The organism is Ulvibacterium marinum, from assembly GCF_003626755.1.
GTDB lineage: Bacteria > Bacteroidota > Bacteroidia > Flavobacteriales > Flavobacteriaceae > Ulvibacterium > Ulvibacterium marinum.
Genome location: NZ_RBCJ01000003.1, coordinates 557,994 through 578,679, shown reverse-complemented (window position 1 = coordinate 578,679; position 20,686 = coordinate 557,994). Strand labels below are relative to the sequence as shown.

Genomic DNA, 20,686 nt, shown 5'->3' with positions numbered 1-20,686 from the left:
TGAGGCTGCAAAACTACATTTTTTTGGGCTTTTAGCGGTGAATTGGTCCATTTAAGTACGGTTTTCAGTAACTTTATAGAGCTGCAGAAAAAGAAGGGATATGCTATTGAACGTATCATATAACGATAAAAAAATCACTGAAAAAATAGATTCGGAAGTCGGTAAACCTTTCACATTAAAGGAACGTTGGGCGATGGGCGGAATTGGTTCCCCAAGACTGTTCATCACGGAAACCAGCGTTGAAATTCGCAACCTACTTGTTTTGGATAACAATCGGGACCAATGCAATATTGAAATGCGGCCCAAAGGCATTATCGTTCGATTTCGTTCTTTGCTCGAAACCTTTGCCCTGATCATACCATACTATAAATTGACCCTTTATAAGGGCGACCTGGCCAAATATTCCATTTACAGGGACCATCATTTCATTAAGGTGCAGGCGGATACCAAAGCGGTACAGAAGTTTTTCAAAAAGATTTTGGATTATAAGGCCGATAATATGCCTACTTCAATAGAGGATTTATGAAAATCCTGCTTACAGGTGCCAATGGATATATAGGTATGCGATTGCTTCCCCAATTATTGGATTTGGGGCATGAGGTGGTCTGTGCCGTCCGTGACGAAAATCGTTTGTCCATCGATGCCGAAACCAAGGCACTTGTAGAGATTGTAGAAATTGATTTTCTCAAGGAATTTCAAGAGGGTTTGCTCCCCAAGGATATTGATGTGGCGTATTACCTTATCCATTCCATGAGCTCTTCTACCGTGGATTTTGATGAGAAGGAAGCCCTATCCGCCAAAACCTTCAATACGTATATGGCAGGAACCCACGTGCAACAGGTGGTTTATTTAAGCGGCATTGTAAATGACACCCAACTGTCCAAACACTTAAGTTCCCGTAAAAATGTGGAGGACATTCTATACGGCGGAAAGTTTAACCTTACCGTTCTTAGGGCCGGAATTATTGTGGGTTCTGGTAGTTCTTCCTTTGAGATTATCCGCGATTTATGTGAAAAGTTACCCTTTATGATAACCCCAAAATGGGTGTTGACCAAAACGCAGCCCATTGCCATACGTGACATAATCAAGTTTCTAACGGAAGTGATCGGGAATACGAACACCTATGACGCATCCTTTGATATTGGTGGACCTGATATACTCACTTATAAGGAAATGCTCCAACGATATGCTAAAGTCCGAGGTTTTAAAAATTGGATCTTTACCGTACCCGTAATGACCCCCAAACTATCCTCCTACTGGCTCTACTTTGTAACCTCTACTTCCTATAAGTTGGCCATGAACCTTGTTGACAGTATGAAAATGGAAGTAGTAGCCAAGGACAGCCGCTTGCAGGACCTGTTGGGAATACAGACGCATACCTATGAAGAGGCCATAGATATGGCCTTTAAAAAAATTGAACAGAATCTCGTAGTCAGTAGTTGGAAAGACAGTCTGATCAGTGGTCGTTTCAAGAAAAATCTTGAAAAATACATCCAAGTCCCAAAGTATGGGGTTCTGAAGGATGAAAAAAAACTCGAGATAAAAGATAAGGAAAGAGTACTACAGAACATCTGGAAAATTGGCGGAGAAACGGGATGGTATTACGGCAATTGGCTTTGGAAGATACGCGGATTTTTGGATAAGGTCAACGGAGGTGTTGGACTGCGAAGGGGACGTACCCATCCAGATAAAATTTATCCCGGGGATTCCCTGGATTTTTGGAGGGTACTCCTGGCTGACAAGGAGGCGAAAAGGTTATTGCTTTTTGCGGAAATGCGATTACCTGGGGAAGCTTGGCTAGAGTTTAAAATAGACGAGCATAACATTTTACACCAAACTGCTACCTTTAGACCTAAAGGAGTACGGGGTAGATTGTACTGGTATAGTATACTTCCTTTCCATTATTTTATCTTTGGAGGAATGATACGAAATATTGCCAAAGCTAAATAGTATTGTAATCGAGCTACTAGAACTTTTAAAAAAGAACTCTTTACTTTCTGTTTCCCTAGGAGTACTATTCCTTTTTTCTATTATTGTTTTTTTTGCGACGGACGCCAGTTATGATGCCATAGAATCCGCTTCGATATGGGTTCGGAATTACTTCGGTTATTTTTATCTGTATTTGGGTTTAGGTTGTGTGCTCCTACTAGTAATAGTAGCCATCTCTCCTTTGGGAAGGATAAAACTCGGTAAAGAAAATCAAAAGCCGGAACATTCCCTTTGGGCATGGACGGCCATGTTATATAGTGCGGGTATGGGCGCAGGAATTTTGTTGCGCGCTGTTCAGGAACCTGTATTTATGTTTCAAAATCCGCCTTATCCTTCCGAATTGCAACCTGAAATCTTGGCGCTGGAATTTACGTTTTATCAATGGGGATTTACGGCGTGGGCCTTTTACGGCCTCTTTGCCATGGTCGTTGGGTACGCCTTATTTGTCCGGAAAAAAAAGGTCTTGGTCAGTTCCACCATAGAAGATACCATTCGCAATACAGTGGCAAGAAAGGGTATAGATGTCATGACTATCCTTACTACGGTTTTTGGTCTGATTGCGGCTATCGGGCTGGGAACGGCCCAGATCAATGGAGGACTGAATCATTTATTTACATATAGTTTTGGTTTGGGTACAACGCTGCTCCTTGCCGTATTGATTTCCATGATTGCCTTTTATTCTGCTTGGCAAGGGGTGGATAGAGGAATCAAGGTTATCTCAAAATTCAACATTATCATTACATTGATGCTCTTGTTCTTTGTATTCCTTACCAGCAATGTGGGGGACATTTTAAGTTCGTTGGGAAAAGCTTCGTTACAGTATATACTGGATTTTATACCGATGAGCCTTGCTTGGGGCAAATATAATCCGGGTATCACATTCCTAACGGATTGGACCTTTTACTATTGGGCTTTTTGGTTGGCCTGGGCTCCTTTTACGGGCATCTTTATCGCACGGATTTCCAAGGGAAGGACATTGCGTCAACTGCTATTGGGTGTTTTGATTATCCCATCCTTGGGCACTTTTTTCTGGTTTTCAGTTTTTGGCACATCGGCCTTTCAGCTAATAGAAAGTTGGGGAACGTATTCCAACGAATTTGACAACGTGTTCTCCTCTATTTTTGTGTTTCTTGAAAACTATCCTATGGCCGGCTTGCTCAACTTGACCACCGTTTTACTCCTGATAAGCTTTTTGGTGACCTCGGTGGATTCAGCTGTTTTTGTACTCAGCATGTTTACGGATCGAGGAAAGAAAACACCTAGGAAAAGTCATAGACTGCTGTGGTCCATTTTTATTCTATTGGCTACTTTGGCCCTGATTCTTTTGGGAAGTGCCAAGCCAGAAATTGATGTACTGGTTGCGGTCCAAAAACTTCTAATCATTACCTCTTTGCCTTTCGCCCTTTTTATGGTAGTAATGACCAGTATTTTTCTAAAAGAAATCTGGAAAGGCTAGGTGCCCATAAAATACTGAAAGAGTTCCGTAAAAAGGTAATTGAACGAATTACTAAAAAAGACCATGTATAGAACACTACGGCCTATATACACAAGGTGGAAAGTCCGGTTCTTTAAATTGGCCGTTTTTTAGAACCGATTGATTAATGCCTATTTCACTTGATTATCCCTCAAGCCCACTTGTTTTTCGATGCCCAATTTTTTCATTCTGGCAAAAAGTGTTTTGTCTTTCATTCCTAAAATAGTAGCTGCACCCTTCGGGCCACTAACGCGCCAATTGGTATGGTTGAGTACTTTTACAATATAATCACGTTGCGTATCATCCAATGTTTTAAAATCCTCCGAAGTAATAATGCCCTGAGAAGTTGGTAACCAATTCCCAAGCTTTAGAGTAGTTCCATTTTCTATGATTACTGCCCGTTCAATTAGATTTTCTAATTCTCGAATATTTCCCGGAAAGCTATAGTTCATCAAAGCCTCAATGGTTTTCTTTGATAATCGCTTAAAGGATTTACCTGCCTTGACTGAATATTTTTCCAAAAAGAACTGCGCCAATAAAGGAATGTCTTCTTTTCGGGCACGTAACGGAATGTTCTCGATAGGAAATACATTCAACCTATAGTACAGGTCTTCCCGAAAGGTGCCTTTTTTAACCATCTCCTGTAAATTGCGGTTGGTAGCTGCTATGACCCTTACATCTACTTTGGTGGTTGTGGTTGCTCCTAATTGGTCAAATTCTCCCTCTTGTAAAACGCGCAACAATTTAGATTGCAAATCGATAGGTATTTCACCAATTTCATCTAAAAAGATAGTCCCATCATCCGCCAGACTAAACTTTCCTTGTTTATCCGCTGTGGCTCCCGTAAATGCCCCTTTTTTATGTCCGAATAGTTCACTTTCAATCAATTCTTTCGGTAGTGTGGCACAGTTTACTTTTATTAAAATATTATCCTTTCGAGTACTGCTCATATGTACGGCACTAGCTAGAAGCTCTTTACCCGTACCTGATTCGCCGGTTATTAAAACAGTAGCATCGGTCACCGCCACTTGCGTAACCTGTTCCAATATTTGTCTGTAGGCATCGCTTTGGCAAATGATGTTTTCAAAATTGATAGTATCACTAATTTCTTGACGTAAGTTTTGATTATCAATTTCCAACTCATTTTTTAATTCAGAAAGTTCGTTAAGCGCTTCTTGTAATTGATTTTCTTTTTCTTTTATTGAGGTTACATTTCGAATGACCGCGCAATTGACATCGTTACCCTCATAGACTAAATGATTGGCCACAATACTGGCCGGAAACACGGTCCCGTCTTTTCTGGTAATTTCCCAATCTAAACTTAAAGAACCTTTTGCTTTTAGCTCATCAAAATGGTTGTGCCACCAGGACGGATCTATTCTGGCATCCAAATCATAAATGGTAAAACCATCAAGTTGTTTTTTGGTAAACCCCAACTCTTTCGAAACCGAATTGCTATAGTGCAAAAGCTTTCCATCCCTATTGTACAGGTAGATCAAATCCTCGGCATTGTCAATAATCTCTTTAAAGAACTGTAATCTATTCGCCCTTTTATAAGATTCGCTTACATCCTGATACGTGCCAATTATCTTATATACTTTATTTTTTTTGGTTTCGGCCTCGGTAACACACCTGACATGTCTTCCATTCTTGAGCTCCAGTATTTCATCATACGCAGTACCATTGCGCATTACTTCACTTAAAAGTTTCTTAATAACATCGCTCTCTTTAAATTGATGAATAACATTGCCTGGTAGCAGGTCATCATTATTTTCAGCATCAAATATGCAAAGTGCCTGTTCGGTCACAATTAAAGAACCATCCTGAAGGTTTAGTTTCCACCCACCCACATTGGTCATTCGCTCTGCGTGATGTAGTAGATTTTTATAAAAACTAGATTCTGTGATTTCGCTGACCACAGCACAAATAGTATTTTTTCCATTATTTGAGAAAAATTGAGCAAAAACTTCAACATTATAAAATTTGCCATCTTTAGTTTGGTGTACAGATTTAAAATGGTCCTCACCATTTTTTTTTACCCTTGCCCAATGTTCTTTCCAGCTTTCTTTTGTTGCCCCAGGATTGATATCGAAAACGGTAAGCTTTGTTACCTCTGATTTTCTGTAGCCCAATCGCTTACAGAACTCTTTATTTCCATATATAATAGCCCCATCCTCATCCATCCACATCATTTTATATGGAAGATTCTCAAGCAACCAGTGGTTGATTTCAACTTGTGATAATTCTTTGCCCATAACCCTAAAATTTGGGTGTTAAAATATGTATAAAATTTCTCAAATAATAGAAAATTCTAAAAAATGAGAAAATGATTTTTCATCTAATTCAATATAAAATATTGGTTATCAGTAGTCTATATAAATGGCACAAAACTAGCCTATAGAGAGGCAAAGAAAAATGAAATGAAGCGAAAAGAATTTATACAAAACATCTCTTGGGGAGGAATCTTAGCTGCTTTTGGCATAGGAGACTACCTGAAAGCCGCTACGGGTTCTTCTTCGAATCGAATACAAAATGTAAAACATGTAGGATTTAATCACATCAAGACTATGGAAACAAAAACCACAACAACAGTATTGCACAAAGCAGATAGTAGAGGAAGCGCAAACCACGGATGGCTTCAATCGAAGCACACCTTCAGTTTTGCGAATTATTACAATCCTGACCGAATGCACTTTGGTGTATTGCGTGTACTTAATGACGATACCGTTTCTGAAGCGCAAGGATTTGGTACACATCCACATCGTGATATGGAGATTATTTCTATACCACTGGAAGGTGACCTAGAGCATAAAGACAGCATGGGTACTGCTGCAGTAATCAAGCAAGGCGATATACAGGTAATGAGTGCCGGCACGGGAATTATGCACAGCGAGTATAACGCCAACAAGGACAAGCCTGTAAAATTTCTTCAAATATGGGTGTTCCCGAACAAAAAGGGAGTGGTTCCTAGATATGACCAAATCACCCTGAATCTAGAGGACAGAAAGAACCAGTTACAGCAAGTGCTTTCACCCAATCCAGATGATGCTGGAGTATGGATTCACCAAAAAGCTTGGTTCAATATGACTTCTTTGGAAAAAGGAAAAACACTCAATTATCAGCTCAACGACCCAGAAAACAATGGCGTGTATGCCTTTATCATCAATGGTGATGCCACTTTAAACGGTCAAGAACTTGAAAAGAGGGATGGCTTTGGCATATGGGATGTCGCATCACTTGAAATTACAGCAGACAGTAATGCCGAAATACTTCTTATGGAAGTACCAATGAATGAAAATTAATGAATAACTGAATAATAAAAACCGTCAACATTGACAAAAATCTAGAAACAATGAGAAAATTAAGTTTATCAATCGTAGCACTATTCGTAAGCATGGTAGCATTTGCGCAATGGGATATGTACAACCCAAATCCAAACAATGACCCTGAAAACGCTTCAAAGGAGTTGTTGAACCCAACCAATCATACCCTTCTAATGATTGACCACGAAAGCCAAATGGCGTTTGCTGTAGAATCTCAACCCATAGAAGAATTGCGAAACAATACCGGATTGCTTTCTGCCACAGCAACTCTTTATGGAGTACCCACGGTAATCACAACGGTAGCCGAAAAATCATTTAGCGGGCCGGTATTTCCTGAAATTCGAGAATATTTTCCAGATGAAAAGGAGTACATAGACCGCACAACGATGAACTCTTGGGAAGACAAAAGGGTTGTAAAAGCTGTAGGCGATATAGGAAAGAAAAAACTGGTTATAGCAGGTCTTTGGACAGAGGTTTGTACACTTAGCGCAGCATTGTCAGCCTTAGAAGATGGTTATGATGTTTATGTGGTAACCGATGCGTCGGGGGGCACCTCGCAAGAGGCCCACGACATGGCCATTACCCGGATGATTCAAGCTGGAGTGAAACCTATCACCTCACTGCAGTATCTATTGGAAATCCACAGAGATTGGGCGCGTAGCGACAAGTACTTAGACGTTGTAAAAATTTCAAAACGATATGGTGGTGCTTATGGCTTAGGTATCGATTACATCAAAACAATGCAAACCTGGATGAAGGAAAATCCGAGCGACCACTAAATTTCAAAGAAGTTTAATCAATCGCCTCCTTAACTCCAGGAGGCCTTAATTCTTACAAAAATGAGAAAGCTACTTTCATTTATTGGCCCTCTATTACTAGTAGTTGCTTGTCAACAAAAGGACATCGTTTCCGCAGACCTGGTAGTTACAAACGCTAAGGTAGCTGTTATGGATGAAAATAGGACCCTTACTGAGGCCATTGCCGTAAAAAATGGCAAAGTGATGGCTACAGGAACGGGCGAGGAAATTTCCAAGCTCGTGGGCGATAGCACAAAAGTTATTGATGCAAGGGGCAGAACTCTTATTCCGGGTTTGAATGACTCACATCTGCATCTGACACGCGGTGGGCGCTTTTTTAATGCCGAAGTGCGTTGGGACGGTGTAAAAACCTTGAAGCGTGCACTTGAAATGTTGAAAGAACAAGCCGCTAGAACACCCGAGGGGCAATGGGTACGTGTTATTGGTGGTTGGAGTCCTTTTCAATTTGAAGAAAAGCGATTGTTCACCATGGATGAGTTGAACGAGGCTACAGGAGATATACCAACTTATGTACTCTTCTTATACAGCCAAGGATACTTAAATCAAGCAGGTCTGGATACTTTGGGCATCGATGAAAATACCAAAGCACCGGAGGGTGCTCGATTTGAGAAAGGGCCTGATGGAAAATTAACTGGGGTGTTGATTGCAGAACCCAACCCATCAATTTTATATGCGCGTATCGGCAGTTTGCCACCATTGACTCAGGCTGAAATGGAAAATGGCACCAAGCAATTCTATCGTGAATTGAACAGCTTTGGAATTACCAGTGGTATCGATGCAGGTGGAGGTGGTCATAAATTCCCCAAAGACTATGCGGGGACGAAGGCTTTGGCTGATGCTGGTGAAATGCCTATCAGATTATCATACTACCTATTCCCACAAAACAAAGGAGCCGAATATGAGGAATTTCAGGAGTGGATGGCCAATAACGAAGTCGGCCATAACGGCGAAATTCACTTAGACCACGGGTACGAATTGGAGGGTGGCGGTGAATTTTTAGCGTGGAGCGCAGGAGACTTTGAAAACTTTTTGGCACCACAACCGATGCTCAACCGAGACAGACCTACGTGGCGCAAAGATTTAAAGCGTATCGTAAGACTTCACGTTGACAATGGTTGGCCTTTTCGAATTCATGCTACTTATGGCGAAACCATTTCCAATATGTTGGATGTCTTTGAGGAAGTGAATGAAGAAACTGGCGGTAAACTTGCTTCAAAAAGATGGTTATTTGACCATGCTGAAACTGTGCAGGTTAAAGATCTAGAACGCATCAAAGCACTTAATGGCGGCATCGCTATTCAGGCACGTATGGCTTATGCTGGCGAATATTTTGTGGAACGCTATGGAGCGGAAAAAGCAAAAGAAGCGCCACCGGTTAAGAAAATGATAGAGATGGGATTACCAGTAGGAGCAGGAACCGATGGCACCCGAGTCGCGAGCTATAATCCCTGGCCAGCGTTGTACTGGTTGGTTACTGGCAAGACGGTTGGCGACTTCCAATTGGCTTCGGAAGAGAATCAATTGAGTCGTGAAGAGGCTTTGAATTTATATACAAAAGGGAGTGCCTGGGTATCTAATGAAGAAACAGTAAAGGGAACACTTGAAAATGGAATGTATGCAGATTTTGCCATCCTTTCCAATGATTACTTCACGGTGCCAGAAAAGCAAATCAACGATTTAAAATCTGTACTTACCATAGTGGGGGGTAATGTGGTATACGGTGCGGAAGAGTATAGCGAAATGAGCCCTTCCATACCAGAACCCATACCGAACTGGTCACCAGTAAAATACTTTGGTGGCTATCAATCAAAATAAACTATAAACATTAAAAATTAAATTCATTCAACATGGAAACAGCAGTAAAAACAAAATGGAATATTGATAAAACACACTCAGAGGTAGGTTTTAAAGTAAAGCATATGATGATTTCTACCGTTAAAGGACACTTTGAGGATTACAGAGCATCAGTAGAAACTTCAGATGATTCATTTAGTGATGCATCTTTCAGCTTTTCAGCAAAAATAGATTCCATCAACACTAAAAATGGCGACCGCGACGATCACTTAAAGTCCGATGACTTTTTTAATGCAAGTGAATATCCTGAGATGACCTTTAAGTCAAAATCCTTTGATGGCGAAAACTTGGTTGGCGATTTGACCATAAGAGATGTCACCGAAGAAGTAACACTAGAAGTGGACTTCAATGGGGTAGCAGTTGACCCGTACGGACAGACAAAAGCAGGTTTTGAAATGAGAGGAAAAATCAACCGAAAGGATTTTAACTTGACTTGGAGCGCAGTAACCGAAGCGGGTAGCATTGTGGTGGCTGATATAGTGAACCTAGCCATTGATGCACAGTTTGTAAAAGAAGTATAGATTCAACGTAAAGGCTGTCTTTTAAGGGGCGGCCTTTTTTAATCAATTCAATTCGATGAAGTCTCAACTCTTTTTTATTCTTCTGGCAATAATAGCCGGAGCGGTTTTGCCTGTGCAGGCTGGATTGAATGTACAATTGGGTAAGTCTGTACATCAACCCATCTTTGCAGCCTTCGCTTCATTTTTGATCGGAACGCTCGGATTGTTAATCTACCTATTTATCCTCAAATTCGATTTTTCTTCCATTACGCAGACCAAAACGGTTTCACCCGTAGTTTGGATGGCAGGAATTTTAGGGGCATTCTACGTAGCTGCTGTTATTATTCTTGCACCCAAACTGGGTACGGCATTGACCTTTATTTTAGTAGTAGCTGGGCAAATGACCATCTCCTTGATATTGGATCATTATGGAATACTCGGTTTACCCATAAAGCATATCAACTGGCAGCGTTTATTGGGTGTAGCATTTTTGGTAGCAGGTGTTTTGTTGATACGACGGTTTTAGAACATGAAATTTTGGACGGTCATAATGTGCCTAATTTGTTTTGTCTTTGCAAAGGCTCAGGAGACCAAGATATCATACGATTTTGGCCTACTTCGCCAAAATGATAGGATAACCATGAATCGGGATAAGGTCAAAGGTTTTTATCCAGGCTTTAAGCAAATGCAATTGGGGGAAAAAACATCCTTGAGTTTTGGGGGAAGTTATCGCTTTCAGACGGAAACCTTTATCAATGAACAATTTTCTTCGGAAGAGGACCAAAACGATATTTGGTTTTTGAATCGGTTTCAGTTGTATTCACACCTTAAGGTTTCAGATATATTTGAACTTTTCACAGAACTGAATTCCAGTTTGATTACCAGTAAAGCAAATCTGGCTCCTGTAGATAGGGACGAACTGAGTTTCAATCAACTTTTCGCCCGATATCATTTCAACGATCACTGGAATGTGTTAATCGGTCGCCAGAATATACGTTTGGGAAGTGGGCGTTTGGTAGATGTTCGCGAGGGTCCAAACGTTCGCCTATCTTTTGATATGGCACAGCTCGAATTTCAAGATGAGAAAACAAAAGTAACCGGATTTTATGCAGTACCTGTGCAACTGGAAGGGGGAGTATTTGATAATGATGTATTGAATTTTGATAAAATCTTAGCTGCGCTATACTGGACACAAAACTGGAGTGCTTCTAATAATACAGACATCTATCTGCTATATAAAGAAGAAAAAAATAAAACCTGGGATTCAGGTACTGCAGATGACAACCGTTTATCCATTGGGCTAAGGCATTTCGGATCTTGGAAAAAGTTTACCTACAACAATGAATTTGTATACCAAACAGGCAGTTTTGGTAACCAGAATATTCGTGCTTGGACAGCCTCTTTCAATATTGAGCATCCGTTTAGGTTGTTGGGTGAAAACGCCGCGATTGGCCTAAAAACCGAAGGGATTAGTGGGGATGCCAGTAATACGGATAGTACATTAAACACCTTTGACGGACTCTACCCAAGGGGTGCCTATTTTGGTCGTGTTGCAAGATTCGGGCCTTCCAATTTAATCGATATTCATCCCTATATCAATACACAATTGGGCAATTTTAGCCTATCGTTGGACTATGTGGCTTTCTGGCGATTCTCAAAAAGAGATGGAGTATATAGTCCACCATTGCGTTTAGAATACCCATCAATAAATGGCGAACATTTTATTGGGAATCAAATAGGAACCATCACCGGACTTGAAGTGAATGCGTTTTTCAATCTTGAATTGGAGACCAACCTCATTATTCCAAGTAATTTTTTGGTGAACAGCGGATTGGATGACACGCTGTTTCATACCGTAATAACCGCAGAATTTAAATTTTAGAACCATTGGAACGACATACTTTCAGAGGCAATTGCAGACTTACAAAACAAGGATATACTGAAGACTAGAAAGAAAATAAATTTTTAGATCAAAATTCTTGTTTGCGAACCACAACATAATTAGAGGTTCATAAAATTGGATTATTTTTCTTCTATTATTCAAAGTTTCATAAAACCAACATTTTTTGGGACTAAGCTACTCTTCCCAAATGTCTTTGTTAAACGGGCATTTTTTAAAGAACTCTCACGGGAACAATTTCACTTTTTCCTTAGTCGATATGAACAACTACTTCTTGGCCGACCTTTTCGACTTGAACTGTAACAATTGATGTCATGGTTCGTCGTAATACAGATGGTCATGGTTCGGGCCGGACCGATAACATGAATGAAATAATCATCACTTATACTTTCGCCATGAAATCCCATATTACCTATCTATTAACGGCAGCTTCGTTTTTTGTTCTATTCAAATCGGCAGGTCAAGTAAGTATTGATTCCATTGCCATGGAACCTCACGCCAAGAATGGATGGGGATGGAAGATAGATAATCTCGATATGGAAATTACCTTTGCACCGGATGAGGAAATGGTCCGAATCACAGGGAAGATAACCTTGGAACTACAAGAGGAAAATTCCTTGGGGCCGACACTGGCAATACTTGGTTCCAATGGGAAAAGCATGAAATTTGATCAAGTATCCTCCAAAGGTGCGGCATCGATTATTTTGAACCAACAAAATGATGAGATTCCCGATGTGACCTTGGCGCATATCAGGTTCGCAATGCCCTTCGAGAGAGGACGGAGCATAACAGTTTCCTTTTCCGTTTCCGGAAATCCTACGGATACCTGTTGTTTTGATATTAATGAAGATGGGGCAATCGGTTCATGGAACAATGCATGGCACCCCATACCTTTGTTCGATGTCAAGGGAGAAGTGTCCCTGGCCAAGGCATCCATCAGCACGGGCAAATCTACATTCTACCTGCCAAGGGAATGGCATGCCATGACGGAAGGAGAACTTACCGAAACCCATGAGTCGGGCAACATAAGGATAGAGGTTTTTCAGACCTCTATCCCATTGGCCCGGTCATTCGTGGCAGGCCCTTATGATATAACTACCCGAAAAGGGATATCGATCTTTAAGGTCGCCCAAGAAGGTTCAGACCCAGAAGAGTTATTGGAAACCGCCAGTGAAATATTTTCGGAGCTTGAAAGAAAATGGGGCAGCATTGAAAGAGAAGGGTATTCCATCGTTGAAGTTCCTAACACTTTAGGGACATCAACATGGGGCGGATCTTCCCAACAAGGAATGTTCTGGGCCAGGCCCAGAACTTTTGCTGAGAACCAAATAGCGGTATTCGCACACGAAATAGGTCACTTATGGTGGGGGAATATGGTCACGACCGCGGGGGATGGATTCCTTTTATTGAACGAAGGAATAGTCCATGCCGAAGCTTGCACGTTCATGGAAACGATCCTTGATAAGGAAGCCGCATCACATCTTAGACGATTCGGTGGGCACGGTGTAAACAACCTGCATACCGCTAACGGCTATTTTAAATTATGGAGGGAAAATAAGGATATGGCGATTAGTGAAATACCATCTAACCATGATGAGAACGCAAAGGATCTCGTATGGAGCAAGGGCCAATGGTTTTTCCATATGCTCCGCTATAAAATTGGAAACAGGGCATTTTATGGAACCATGGCCTCGATATTCGATGAACATCGAGATAAAATATTGACCCTTCAGGCTTTTAGGGACACTTTCATTGAAACTGTGCCGGAACATGACCTAGAGCAATTCTTTGGTCAATGGTTGGACCAAACCGGAGCTCCAATACTAAGCCATGACTTCAGAATCGCAGATGATGAAACTGTAGTGGTGTCCATTGTACAGACTCAAACGGGCAAACCATACCATCTTGATTTGGACATTCGTTTCATTGCCAATGATCAAGAAATCGGAATCCATACCGTAAGGTTAACAAAAAAGGCACAGACATTTGAGTTCAAATTGAACAAGGCCCCTGAAGGTATTGAACTCGACCCATTACACAAACTCCTGATTTGGATGCCGGAGTATGGCGAGAATCCTATTGAACCTTAAGTTAAAGTTGGCCTGGTTGCTTTGAAACATCCTTTGAATACATTCCTTTTTTGAAATATCGATAAAATTCCATTAAACGAACAATTTTAGGGAATCTACCTCTCCTCACCAATCTGTCTCATTAACTTGCCATATAACGGAACTCTTCTGTCACGTAAAATTTAACATCATACAATTTGCGTAGCTACTTGACTTCATTTAAATTTGTAGCCAAACGACTTCATAATGAAAGCCAGACGAGATGTTTACCAGGCCATTGCCGATCCTACAAGACGGGCGATACTCGCCCTCTTGATCAGCCAGAACATGACCGCTGGGGATATTGCATCCAAATTCGATAGTGCCAGGCCGACAATCTCGAAACATATCAAAATATTACAGGAGTCCGAACTCATTGAATCCAATCGTATGGGACGGGAAATACACTACAAGATCAGGGTCGAGAAAATGAAAGAGGTCGATAAGTGGCTTGCACCCTTCAGAAAAATGTGGGAAGACAGATTCGAAGGTCTTGATAATTTACTGGATAAACTAAAAAATGAATAAGATGAACAGCACAATTTTTACAGCAAATGGAAACATACTCAAAGTAGAGCGAACGTTCAACGCACCCATTGAACTTGTCTGGAGAGCATGGACGGAAGCGAAGTTATTGGATCAATGGTGGGCTCCGAAGCCATGGAAATCCGAAACGTCCCATATGGATTTCTCCGAGGGAGGTTATCGCCTTTATGCCATGGTCGGGCCTGAAGGAGAAAAACATCTGGCCCGTACGGACTATAGGTCAATCAATACCCATAAACAATTCTCAGGAGATGATTCTTTCTGTGACGAAAAGGGAAATATCAACCCTGAAATGCCCGTGTCAAAATTCAATAACCGGTTCAAGGATACAAACAAAGAAACCTTTGTGACCATAATTTCAGAATATGCCTCTGAGGAGCACTTACAACAGGTCATTCAAATGGGAATGAAGGAAGGACTTTCCATGGCGTTTGAAAATCTTGATAGCACACTTGAAAAACTGAATGTTTAATACAATCAATTAATATTTAGAGGAAAGACTGGAACCCTATTGATTTGTATGCACAACAATGGCAAATAATTCTTAACAACAATAAAGGCAGCACAGAAAAATGACTGATTCGAAGATACCTCAATCATTTTTGGACTATTTGGCTACCCAACCGGAAAAAACACAGGCAGCTCTTAGACAACTACGGGATTGTATTTTAAAGGCGGCCCCGGATTCAACGGAAATGTTCAACTATAATATTCCGGCCTTTGCTCTAGTGGAAGGTGGCAAAAGGGAACAGCAGATTATGATAGCGGGATATAAAAAGCACGTTGGGCTTTATCCACATCCAACGACTATGGAAAAGTTCGATACCGAATTGAGTGCCTATAAAAGAGGAAAGGGGTCGGTTCAATTCCCATTGGACAAGCCCCTACCAAAAGACCTGATTGTTGGAATGATAAAATATCGGAAAGAATTATTGAGAAAATAAAAATGGCTCTTCTTGTGAATTTCCTATTGTTAGGTCATTTCTTATAAACTAGACGTTTCCTCTTAAGTCTTTATTAGCTCCCATAAAACCAACCTATAATCAAACTTCTAGGATGTTCTCAAGGTATGTGAGGGAAGATAGCCAAAGTGAGACTTATAGGATTTACTGAAATGGGAGTAATCTTCAAATCCGACATCTAAATAGATTTCCGTAGGTCTTTTGCCGGAATGTACGATTAGCTCTCTGGCCGTTTGCAACCGTTTTTCCTTTATCCATCTGAATGGGCTCGTACCAAAAAGCTCCTCGAACTCCCTTTTAAAGGCAGAAAGGCTACGTCCGGATATTTCGGCCAGTTCTTTGAGGTTCATTTTTTTTATATACATGTTTTCCATAAAAAGCCTAAGGTCAATTTTGGAAGACATGACCATATTCGATAGAAATTCGGGCAAACCCTTAGTACGATAAGAAAGATTCAAAAGTATCTCAAATGTCTTTATCCTGAAAAGTTCTTTGCTCGTTTGGGCAGCATTTCGGATGTAGGGCCTCATGGACTGGAAGGCCGCATCGAGAAGTGGATCAGCCCGAAAAATAGCATACGGGGTCGTAAGTTTCTGCCAGGGTTCCTTAAAACTATGGTCTTGCAGAAACTCCATAATAAATTCGTCCTTAAGGAAAAACAGGATACTTTGGTAAGGGGCTCCCATTTTTTGATACTTCAAAATGGTATGCTTGGGCATTAGGATGGATTGCCCGTCAAAAAGTTCAATGTTTCTCCCGTCGATAGTCAGCTTGCACCTTCCATGGATTACATGAAGTATTTCGTGCTGGGTGGTATAGCCCACTCCCTTTACCTCATGTTGATCGTCATGACAACTCTCAAGTATGGTCACATCATCGAGCTCGACTATCTCATGGCGCTCAAGATGATGTTTGAACTGTTGGGGCATAATGAAAGTATCCAAAGCTTCCATACTATAAAATTTAGACTAAAAATACATTAATCAATTATTTTATGAGCACCATGGAGTGTACCCCTCTTGCAACCGGAACGTTATGGTTGGTATTTACCAAAAAAGGAGTCTCCCCGGCTTGTTTGACCACACGCCAAAAATCGATTCTACTACCCTTTCGGCTATCATCAAAGCTATCGAATACGGCAACGGCCAGATAATTGTCAGAGGCATCAAAAACGGCTGCCTCGGGCAGTACCCCCTGAAAATAGTAATCGCCGATATGACCGAGTTTTCCGGTCTTTTTGTCAATCGAAAGCAGGGATAGTGAACTGTACCAGGTGATACGGGGTTCCGCACTTTTGCTTTCATAGGGCAGGTAGCTTCGTTCCAAGTTGGTGGTCACCAACAATGTTCCGTCATTACTTATTGAAAAACCTTCGGGACTGATCCCGGCTTCTGCAGTCGAGATATTGGAATGCAGTATTTTTCCATCATCCGGGCTGCTGTCAAAACGAATGCTGTTCAACTGTCCCCTTGGTGCTTCTATCCAAGTACCGTCCACATCGGGCCCCCAGTACAGGCAGGTGGTGATGTAATGGTTTCCATTCGGGGTAAAATCCCCTTTCATGGGATATTTACCTGTGCCGACCACGTTACCGTAACCCTCGACGATTGGCTTTCCTTTGGAAAGGTCTACCTTCATAAAAGCAATTTGATTGGAGTTTTGCATGACAGCGGCAAGGTATTGGCCTGAAGGGTGCCAATCGATTTCGTTGGCAGCCGTTTCTGGATCCACATTGGGTATGGTAAAGGTGTATACCTCACCAAGTCTGCTGTTTTTGAAAGGGATAAGGCCCAAGTTTTTGTTACCGTTGCTGTAATAGCCAATGGCCAACCAATCCCCATTTGGACTGACCGAGACCCCTACAGGACGTTCACCTATATCTTTTGTCTCCAACAATTTGGGATTTCTGGGATTACCAATATCAAATACGGACAATAATCTTCCAATGCTTAAATCGTTAAAGGTGGTACCCCCCTCAGATGGTGGAGTAAAGGTTTCCACAACAAATGCATACTTTCCCTCCGGGGAAACAGCCACCGAGCAAGGCGGACCGGCCACCGAATTGGAGGCAAAGGTCTCATAGGCCTTCCAATCTTTATAATTTCCGGTCAATGGAATGAGGCTTATGGCATCTCGACCCTCCTTTTCTCCCAATTTACCATCTACATAAGCAGAAGAGACCATATCGGCATCGGAGACCGAGACCAAGGCCTTACCTTCAAAATTCAATGGCGCCATCCTATTTTGGGCAAAAGAAACCTGACTTAGCAAAATAACAAATACAAGTATTCTAATCATTTTATGACATTTAATGGATATATCATCAAAAATACTTGGACAAGAAAGTTTTTTCTGGTCTGACAAGTCCAAAAAAAGGTTCAGGAAGGCCAAAAGATTAATTTAGAATAAATTCTCTACTAAGTGGCCATTTCATTGAACTATTCAAATTTATGGTCAGAAATACATTGCTATCTTTACTGTCATACCAGGCTGTTCAATGAAATCTGAAACTCTACATAACTATAATTACCAAGAATATTTAAAGAGAGTTCTGCAATCCAAGGAAGTTGATGTACCAATATTCATCGCGACCGAAAAGGAGTTCGCCTCAGGCGAAGGTATAGACCACCCTTATCGCAGTAATTTCTATTCTTTCGGACTTCTTCACCAAAGTGAATGCCGGCTCCATGTCGGTATTAACGAATATCACTTAAAGAAGGGCTCATTAACGATGGTTGGGCCTGGCATAGTGCGCAATTGGAGCTCTAACAGTTGGGATATGGCCAATACGACGGTTTTCTTTAAAGAAAGTTTATTTGGCAGGCCCTTTTATGACAATTTCTTATTGGACTATGATTTTTTTAAAGTCGGCGCGAATCATGTTATCGATTTGTCGGATGAGGAATACGGTAAATTGAATTTGCTTCTTGAGCAGCTAAAGGAGTTCATGAGCGATCGGTCCATCGCTAGCGGGTTGCTTTTCTCCATACTTGAATTTATCGATGGCATTTATGATGACAGGCATACAAAGGTTCCAATGTCAAGAAATGATGAAATAGCACGAGATTTCAACGAGCTGCTCCTGAATAACTATCGACACCAAAAAAACGTGGACTTCTATGCCGAAAAACTCAACCTTAGCTCGAAACACTTGTCCGACGTGCTCAAAGGCACTATCGGCAAAACCGTCAAACAGGCCATTGAGGAAATGGTAATCTTCGAGACCCAAAGCCTGCTCAAACAAACATCGATGGATGTAAAAGAAATCTTATACTTGTTGGGCTACAAAGACGCTTCCTATTTCACCAAATTCTTCAAGGGAAAAACCGGCCTGACCCCTTCCAATTACCGCTTGAAGGGATAAGCCCGTAAAAAGTACTATTCTTACCGCAATAATGACTAACCGGTGCCTTACTGCTTCACGGATATTTGTATAGTAAAATTTATTAATCTTAAAAATAGATATCATGAAAACTAAAAACTTAAGGGTAAAACAACTTTCAGCAAGTAGTTATGGAAAATACCTGGCCTATCTAGAGGCAATGGACAAAAAGGATGTTGATACTTATGGAACCTTTTTGGCCAATGATGTTGAAGTATGGTTCAACAACGACCTTTTCGGTAAGGGCAAAGAAACAATACTTAAGGGTCTTGGAGACTACTGGCAAAGTTTTGCATCGATAGAACATGATTTGACCAATATCTATGGCACGGACAAGAGCTATGTACTTGAGGCTTTGAACCATTACAAACGACATGATGGTAAAGATGCGACCGTAAAGGCGGTAGCTTTCACAGATCTTAACGGTGTCGGTAAGGTTCGATCGGTAAGGCTTTATATGGACATGTCCCCGGTATTCTCTTAGTTCGAAAAGAAAACAGGGGAACTATAGCTTCCCCTGTTTTAGCAGTATTGATGGTAGGGCAATTGAAACAACTTTTTGGGGCTTTCCTTTTTTCTTTCCTAGCGCCATTAATTGACTATTTTTTGAAACTTTATCGACCTTATTATTGTATCCTCAATGAATATTGTAACTGTAACATTTTATGGGGACGGTCATCTTTAAGTCAAAGCTGGAAGGATGAAACTGTTATTGCTTACCCTAGGAATACTGTGCCCCACATTTACCTTTGCCCAGGAGCCGGGTCTCGACAATGTTTTGACAGGCTACACCGATGAATACGGTTTCAATGGGACAATACTGGTGCAAAGGAAGGACAGTATACTTCATTTCAAGGGTTATGGCCATGCCAATATGGAATTCAATGTTCCCAACCGTCCGGAAACCAAATATCGCATCGCTTCGATCACGAAACTGTTCACCTCTGTGTTGGTCTATAAATCCATAGAGGACGGGAAAATGAGGCTGGACAAAACGATCGGCACATATCTGCCGGAATATACCGGGGAAGGTCGTAATGTTGTGACAATCCACCATTTACTGACTTCCACTTCCGGGATACGGAATATAGAAAGCAACGGCGACACGGTCTACGAAAAGAGGTTGTCCAGCGATGAAATACTGGCGCAATATTGCTCCGGCCCCTTGGTATCGGAGCCGGGGAAAAAATTCACCTATAACAATGCAGATTATGTAATTCTCGGAAAGATCTTGGAAAGGGTACACGGACAAACGTTCAAAAAGATATTGGAAACGGAATTGTTAATTCCCTTGCATATGGAAGGTACAGGACTGTTCGATTATGGTATAGTGGAAGGTCTTGCACAATGTTACTGGCGGAACGAACAGACCGGGGTACTGGAAAGGGATATCCCTTATTTCGTCGAGAACTATCATGCATCCGGCGGCATGTACTCCAATGCGCTAGATCTGTTGAAATTCTCGGATGCACTTTTTGGATATGAGATAATCTATAAGAAAACGCTGGATACACTTTTAAAAACGGATAAGGAAACGACGGATTTTGAACACTATGCCAGCGGGGTATGGTCCTTTTCGGATGATGCCCCAAGGATATCAAAACGCAAGGGGGTATCCAGGCCCGGGAACATATGGGGAACGGAGACCCTGCTTTTTAGATTTCCCGCAGAGGAGATATCGATCATTATTCTCTCCAACGCTATGGGAACCACCGAACTCTGGGAGCTTTTCCGCAAAATCCGGTCAATGATCATGGAATAGAGGCCTAGTGGACTTCCATTTACAATCCTTGAACTGTAACAGTTTACGAATCGCTACATCTTTATACT

The 20,686-nt window shown here is 41.3% G+C and carries 19 protein-coding genes; 16 read left to right on the top strand and 3 right to left on the bottom strand.

Translation table 11 applies throughout. The annotated features are described in order from the left end of the window. Window positions 1-100 precede the first annotated feature (100 nt). From D7Z94_RS15585 to D7Z94_RS15575, 3 genes are read left to right on the top strand one after another with little or no spacing between them, the layout of a single operon-like run. Window positions 101-526, top strand: coding sequence for a hypothetical protein (locus D7Z94_RS15585; protein WP_120712515.1), 426 nt, complete (start codon window positions 101-103; stop codon window positions 524-526). Further along, complete coding sequence (locus D7Z94_RS15580; protein WP_120712514.1) at window positions 523-1,950, top strand: SDR family oxidoreductase; 1,428 nt, start codon at window positions 523-525, stop codon at window positions 1,948-1,950. The genes D7Z94_RS15585 and D7Z94_RS15580 overlap by 4 nt, the downstream gene beginning before the upstream one ends. After that, window positions 1,934-3,445, top strand: coding sequence for a BCCT family transporter (locus D7Z94_RS15575; protein ID WP_245967217.1), 1,512 nt, complete (start codon window positions 1,934-1,936; stop codon window positions 3,443-3,445). The genes D7Z94_RS15580 and D7Z94_RS15575 overlap by 17 nt, the downstream gene beginning before the upstream one ends. A 149-nt stretch (window positions 3,446-3,594) precedes the next feature. On the opposite strand, the gene D7Z94_RS15570 is transcribed toward D7Z94_RS15575, so the two are convergent. Beyond that, complete coding sequence (locus D7Z94_RS15570) at window positions 3,595-5,718, bottom strand: sigma-54 interaction domain-containing protein (protein WP_120712513.1); 2,124 nt, start codon at window positions 5,716-5,718, stop codon at window positions 3,595-3,597. A 312-nt stretch (window positions 5,719-6,030) separates the two neighbouring features. On the opposite strand from D7Z94_RS15570, the gene D7Z94_RS15565 reads away from it, so the two are divergent. The 10 genes from D7Z94_RS15565 to D7Z94_RS15520 all read left to right on the top strand — a co-directional run bounded on the left by D7Z94_RS15565 (window position 6,031) and on the right by D7Z94_RS15520 (window position 15,456). After that, window positions 6,031-6,765: a pirin family protein gene (locus tag D7Z94_RS15565; protein ID WP_245967251.1), complete on the top strand. Its 735-nt coding sequence runs from the start codon at window positions 6,031-6,033 to the stop codon at window positions 6,763-6,765. 50 nt (window positions 6,766-6,815) lie between these two features. Further along, window positions 6,816-7,565: a hydrolase gene (locus D7Z94_RS15560; RefSeq protein ID WP_120712511.1), complete on the top strand. Its 750-nt coding sequence runs from the start codon at window positions 6,816-6,818 to the stop codon at window positions 7,563-7,565. 60 nt (window positions 7,566-7,625) lie between these two features. Continuing rightward, window positions 7,626-9,419 carry an amidohydrolase gene (locus D7Z94_RS15555; protein ID WP_120712510.1) on the top strand — a complete coding sequence of 598 codons (1,794 nt, stop codon included), beginning with the start codon at window positions 7,626-7,628 and terminating at the stop codon, window positions 9,417-9,419. Between the two features lie 32 nt (window positions 9,420-9,451). Beyond that, window positions 9,452-9,979, top strand: a complete 528-nt coding sequence (locus D7Z94_RS15550; RefSeq protein ID WP_120712509.1) for a YceI family protein — start codon at window positions 9,452-9,454, stop codon at window positions 9,977-9,979. Between the two features lie 55 nt (window positions 9,980-10,034). After that, the gene (locus D7Z94_RS15545) at window positions 10,035-10,484 is read left to right on the top strand and encodes a DMT family transporter (protein ID WP_120712508.1); all 450 of its coding nucleotides are present in this window, start codon (window positions 10,035-10,037) and stop codon (window positions 10,482-10,484) included. A 3-nt stretch (window positions 10,485-10,487) separates the two neighbouring features. Beyond that, window positions 10,488-11,840 carry an alginate export family protein gene (locus D7Z94_RS15540; protein WP_120712507.1) on the top strand — a complete coding sequence of 451 codons (1,353 nt, stop codon included), beginning with the start codon at window positions 10,488-10,490 and terminating at the stop codon, window positions 11,838-11,840. 332 nt (window positions 11,841-12,172) lie between these two features. Next, a complete protein-coding gene (locus D7Z94_RS15535) occupies window positions 12,173-13,948 on the top strand; it encodes a M1 family metallopeptidase (RefSeq protein ID WP_120712506.1) in 1,776 nt (591 codons plus the stop codon). 225 nt (window positions 13,949-14,173) lie between these two features. Beyond that, a complete protein-coding gene (locus tag D7Z94_RS15530; protein ID WP_120712505.1) occupies window positions 14,174-14,494 on the top strand; it encodes a metalloregulator ArsR/SmtB family transcription factor in 321 nt (106 codons plus the stop codon). Window position 14,495: 1 nt separating this feature from the next. Beyond that, window positions 14,496-14,984, top strand: coding sequence for an SRPBCC family protein (locus D7Z94_RS15525; protein WP_120713157.1), 489 nt, complete (start codon window positions 14,496-14,498; stop codon window positions 14,982-14,984). A gap of 100 nt (window positions 14,985-15,084) precedes the next feature. Further along, the gene (locus D7Z94_RS15520) at window positions 15,085-15,456 is read left to right on the top strand and encodes an iron chaperone (protein WP_120712504.1); all 372 of its coding nucleotides are present in this window, start codon (window positions 15,085-15,087) and stop codon (window positions 15,454-15,456) included. 107 nt (window positions 15,457-15,563) lie between these two features. Here the strand turns inward: D7Z94_RS15520 and D7Z94_RS15515 are convergent, their stop codons facing one another. Both D7Z94_RS15515 and D7Z94_RS15510 read right to left on the bottom strand, forming a co-directional pair. Then, window positions 15,564-16,427 carry an AraC family transcriptional regulator gene (locus D7Z94_RS15515; RefSeq protein ID WP_120712503.1) on the bottom strand — a complete coding sequence of 288 codons (864 nt, stop codon included), beginning with the start codon at window positions 16,425-16,427 and terminating at the stop codon, window positions 15,564-15,566. A gap of 34 nt (window positions 16,428-16,461) precedes the next feature. Beyond that, on the bottom strand, window positions 16,462-17,772 hold the full coding sequence (locus D7Z94_RS15510) for a lactonase family protein (protein WP_211341792.1): 1,311 nt from the start codon (window positions 17,770-17,772) through the stop codon (window positions 16,462-16,464). Window positions 17,773-17,971: 199 nt separating this feature from the next. Here D7Z94_RS15510 and D7Z94_RS15505 point away from each other — a divergent pair, with 199 nt between their 5' ends. The 3 genes from D7Z94_RS15505 (at window position 17,972) to D7Z94_RS15495 (ending at window position 20,618) form a co-directional block, all read left to right on the top strand. Next, complete coding sequence (locus D7Z94_RS15505) at window positions 17,972-18,838, top strand: helix-turn-helix domain-containing protein (RefSeq protein ID WP_120712502.1); 867 nt, start codon at window positions 17,972-17,974, stop codon at window positions 18,836-18,838. 103 nt (window positions 18,839-18,941) lie between these two features. Further along, window positions 18,942-19,340: a nuclear transport factor 2 family protein gene (locus D7Z94_RS15500; protein ID WP_120712501.1), complete on the top strand. Its 399-nt coding sequence runs from the start codon at window positions 18,942-18,944 to the stop codon at window positions 19,338-19,340. A 216-nt stretch (window positions 19,341-19,556) separates the two neighbouring features. Next, window positions 19,557-20,618, top strand: coding sequence for a serine hydrolase domain-containing protein (locus D7Z94_RS15495; protein ID WP_120712500.1), 1,062 nt, complete (start codon window positions 19,557-19,559; stop codon window positions 20,616-20,618). Window positions 20,619-20,686: the final 68 nt, after the last annotated feature.

Excerpts from the sequence above, each read along its gene's own strand:
- D7Z94_RS15585 (WP_120712515.1), top strand. The coding sequence starts at position 101 with ATGCTATTGAACGTATCATATAACGATAAAAAAATCACTGAAAAAATA.
- D7Z94_RS15570 (WP_120712513.1), bottom strand. The coding sequence starts at position 5,718 with ATGGGCAAAGAATTATCACAAGTTGAAATCAACCACTGGTTGCTTGAG.
- D7Z94_RS15515 (WP_120712503.1), bottom strand. The coding sequence starts at position 16,427 with ATGGAAGCTTTGGATACTTTCATTATGCCCCAACAGTTCAAACATCAT.
- D7Z94_RS15565 (WP_245967251.1), top strand. The coding sequence starts at position 6,031 with ATGGAAACAAAAACCACAACAACAGTATTGCACAAAGCAGATAGTAGA.
- D7Z94_RS15545 (WP_120712508.1), top strand. The coding sequence starts at position 10,035 with ATGAAGTCTCAACTCTTTTTTATTCTTCTGGCAATAATAGCCGGAGCG.
- D7Z94_RS15520 (WP_120712504.1), top strand. The coding sequence starts at position 15,085 with ATGACTGATTCGAAGATACCTCAATCATTTTTGGACTATTTGGCTACC.
- D7Z94_RS15540 (WP_120712507.1), top strand. The coding sequence starts at position 10,488 with ATGAAATTTTGGACGGTCATAATGTGCCTAATTTGTTTTGTCTTTGCA.
- D7Z94_RS15495 (WP_120712500.1), top strand. The coding sequence starts at position 19,557 with ATGAAACTGTTATTGCTTACCCTAGGAATACTGTGCCCCACATTTACC.
- D7Z94_RS15550 (WP_120712509.1), top strand. The coding sequence starts at position 9,452 with ATGGAAACAGCAGTAAAAACAAAATGGAATATTGATAAAACACACTCA.
- D7Z94_RS15580 (WP_120712514.1), top strand. The coding sequence starts at position 523 with ATGAAAATCCTGCTTACAGGTGCCAATGGATATATAGGTATGCGATTG.
- D7Z94_RS15525 (WP_120713157.1), top strand. The coding sequence starts at position 14,496 with ATGAACAGCACAATTTTTACAGCAAATGGAAACATACTCAAAGTAGAG.
- D7Z94_RS15555 (WP_120712510.1), top strand. The coding sequence starts at position 7,626 with ATGAGAAAGCTACTTTCATTTATTGGCCCTCTATTACTAGTAGTTGCT.
- D7Z94_RS15560 (WP_120712511.1), top strand. The coding sequence starts at position 6,816 with ATGAGAAAATTAAGTTTATCAATCGTAGCACTATTCGTAAGCATGGTA.
- D7Z94_RS15530 (WP_120712505.1), top strand. The coding sequence starts at position 14,174 with ATGAAAGCCAGACGAGATGTTTACCAGGCCATTGCCGATCCTACAAGA.
- D7Z94_RS15505 (WP_120712502.1), top strand. The coding sequence starts at position 17,972 with ATGAAATCTGAAACTCTACATAACTATAATTACCAAGAATATTTAAAG.
- D7Z94_RS15535 (WP_120712506.1), top strand. The coding sequence starts at position 12,173 with ATGGTTCGTCGTAATACAGATGGTCATGGTTCGGGCCGGACCGATAAC.
- D7Z94_RS15500 (WP_120712501.1), top strand. The coding sequence starts at position 18,942 with ATGAAAACTAAAAACTTAAGGGTAAAACAACTTTCAGCAAGTAGTTAT.
- D7Z94_RS15510 (WP_211341792.1), bottom strand. The coding sequence starts at position 17,772 with ATGATTAGAATACTTGTATTTGTTATTTTGCTAAGTCAGGTTTCTTTT.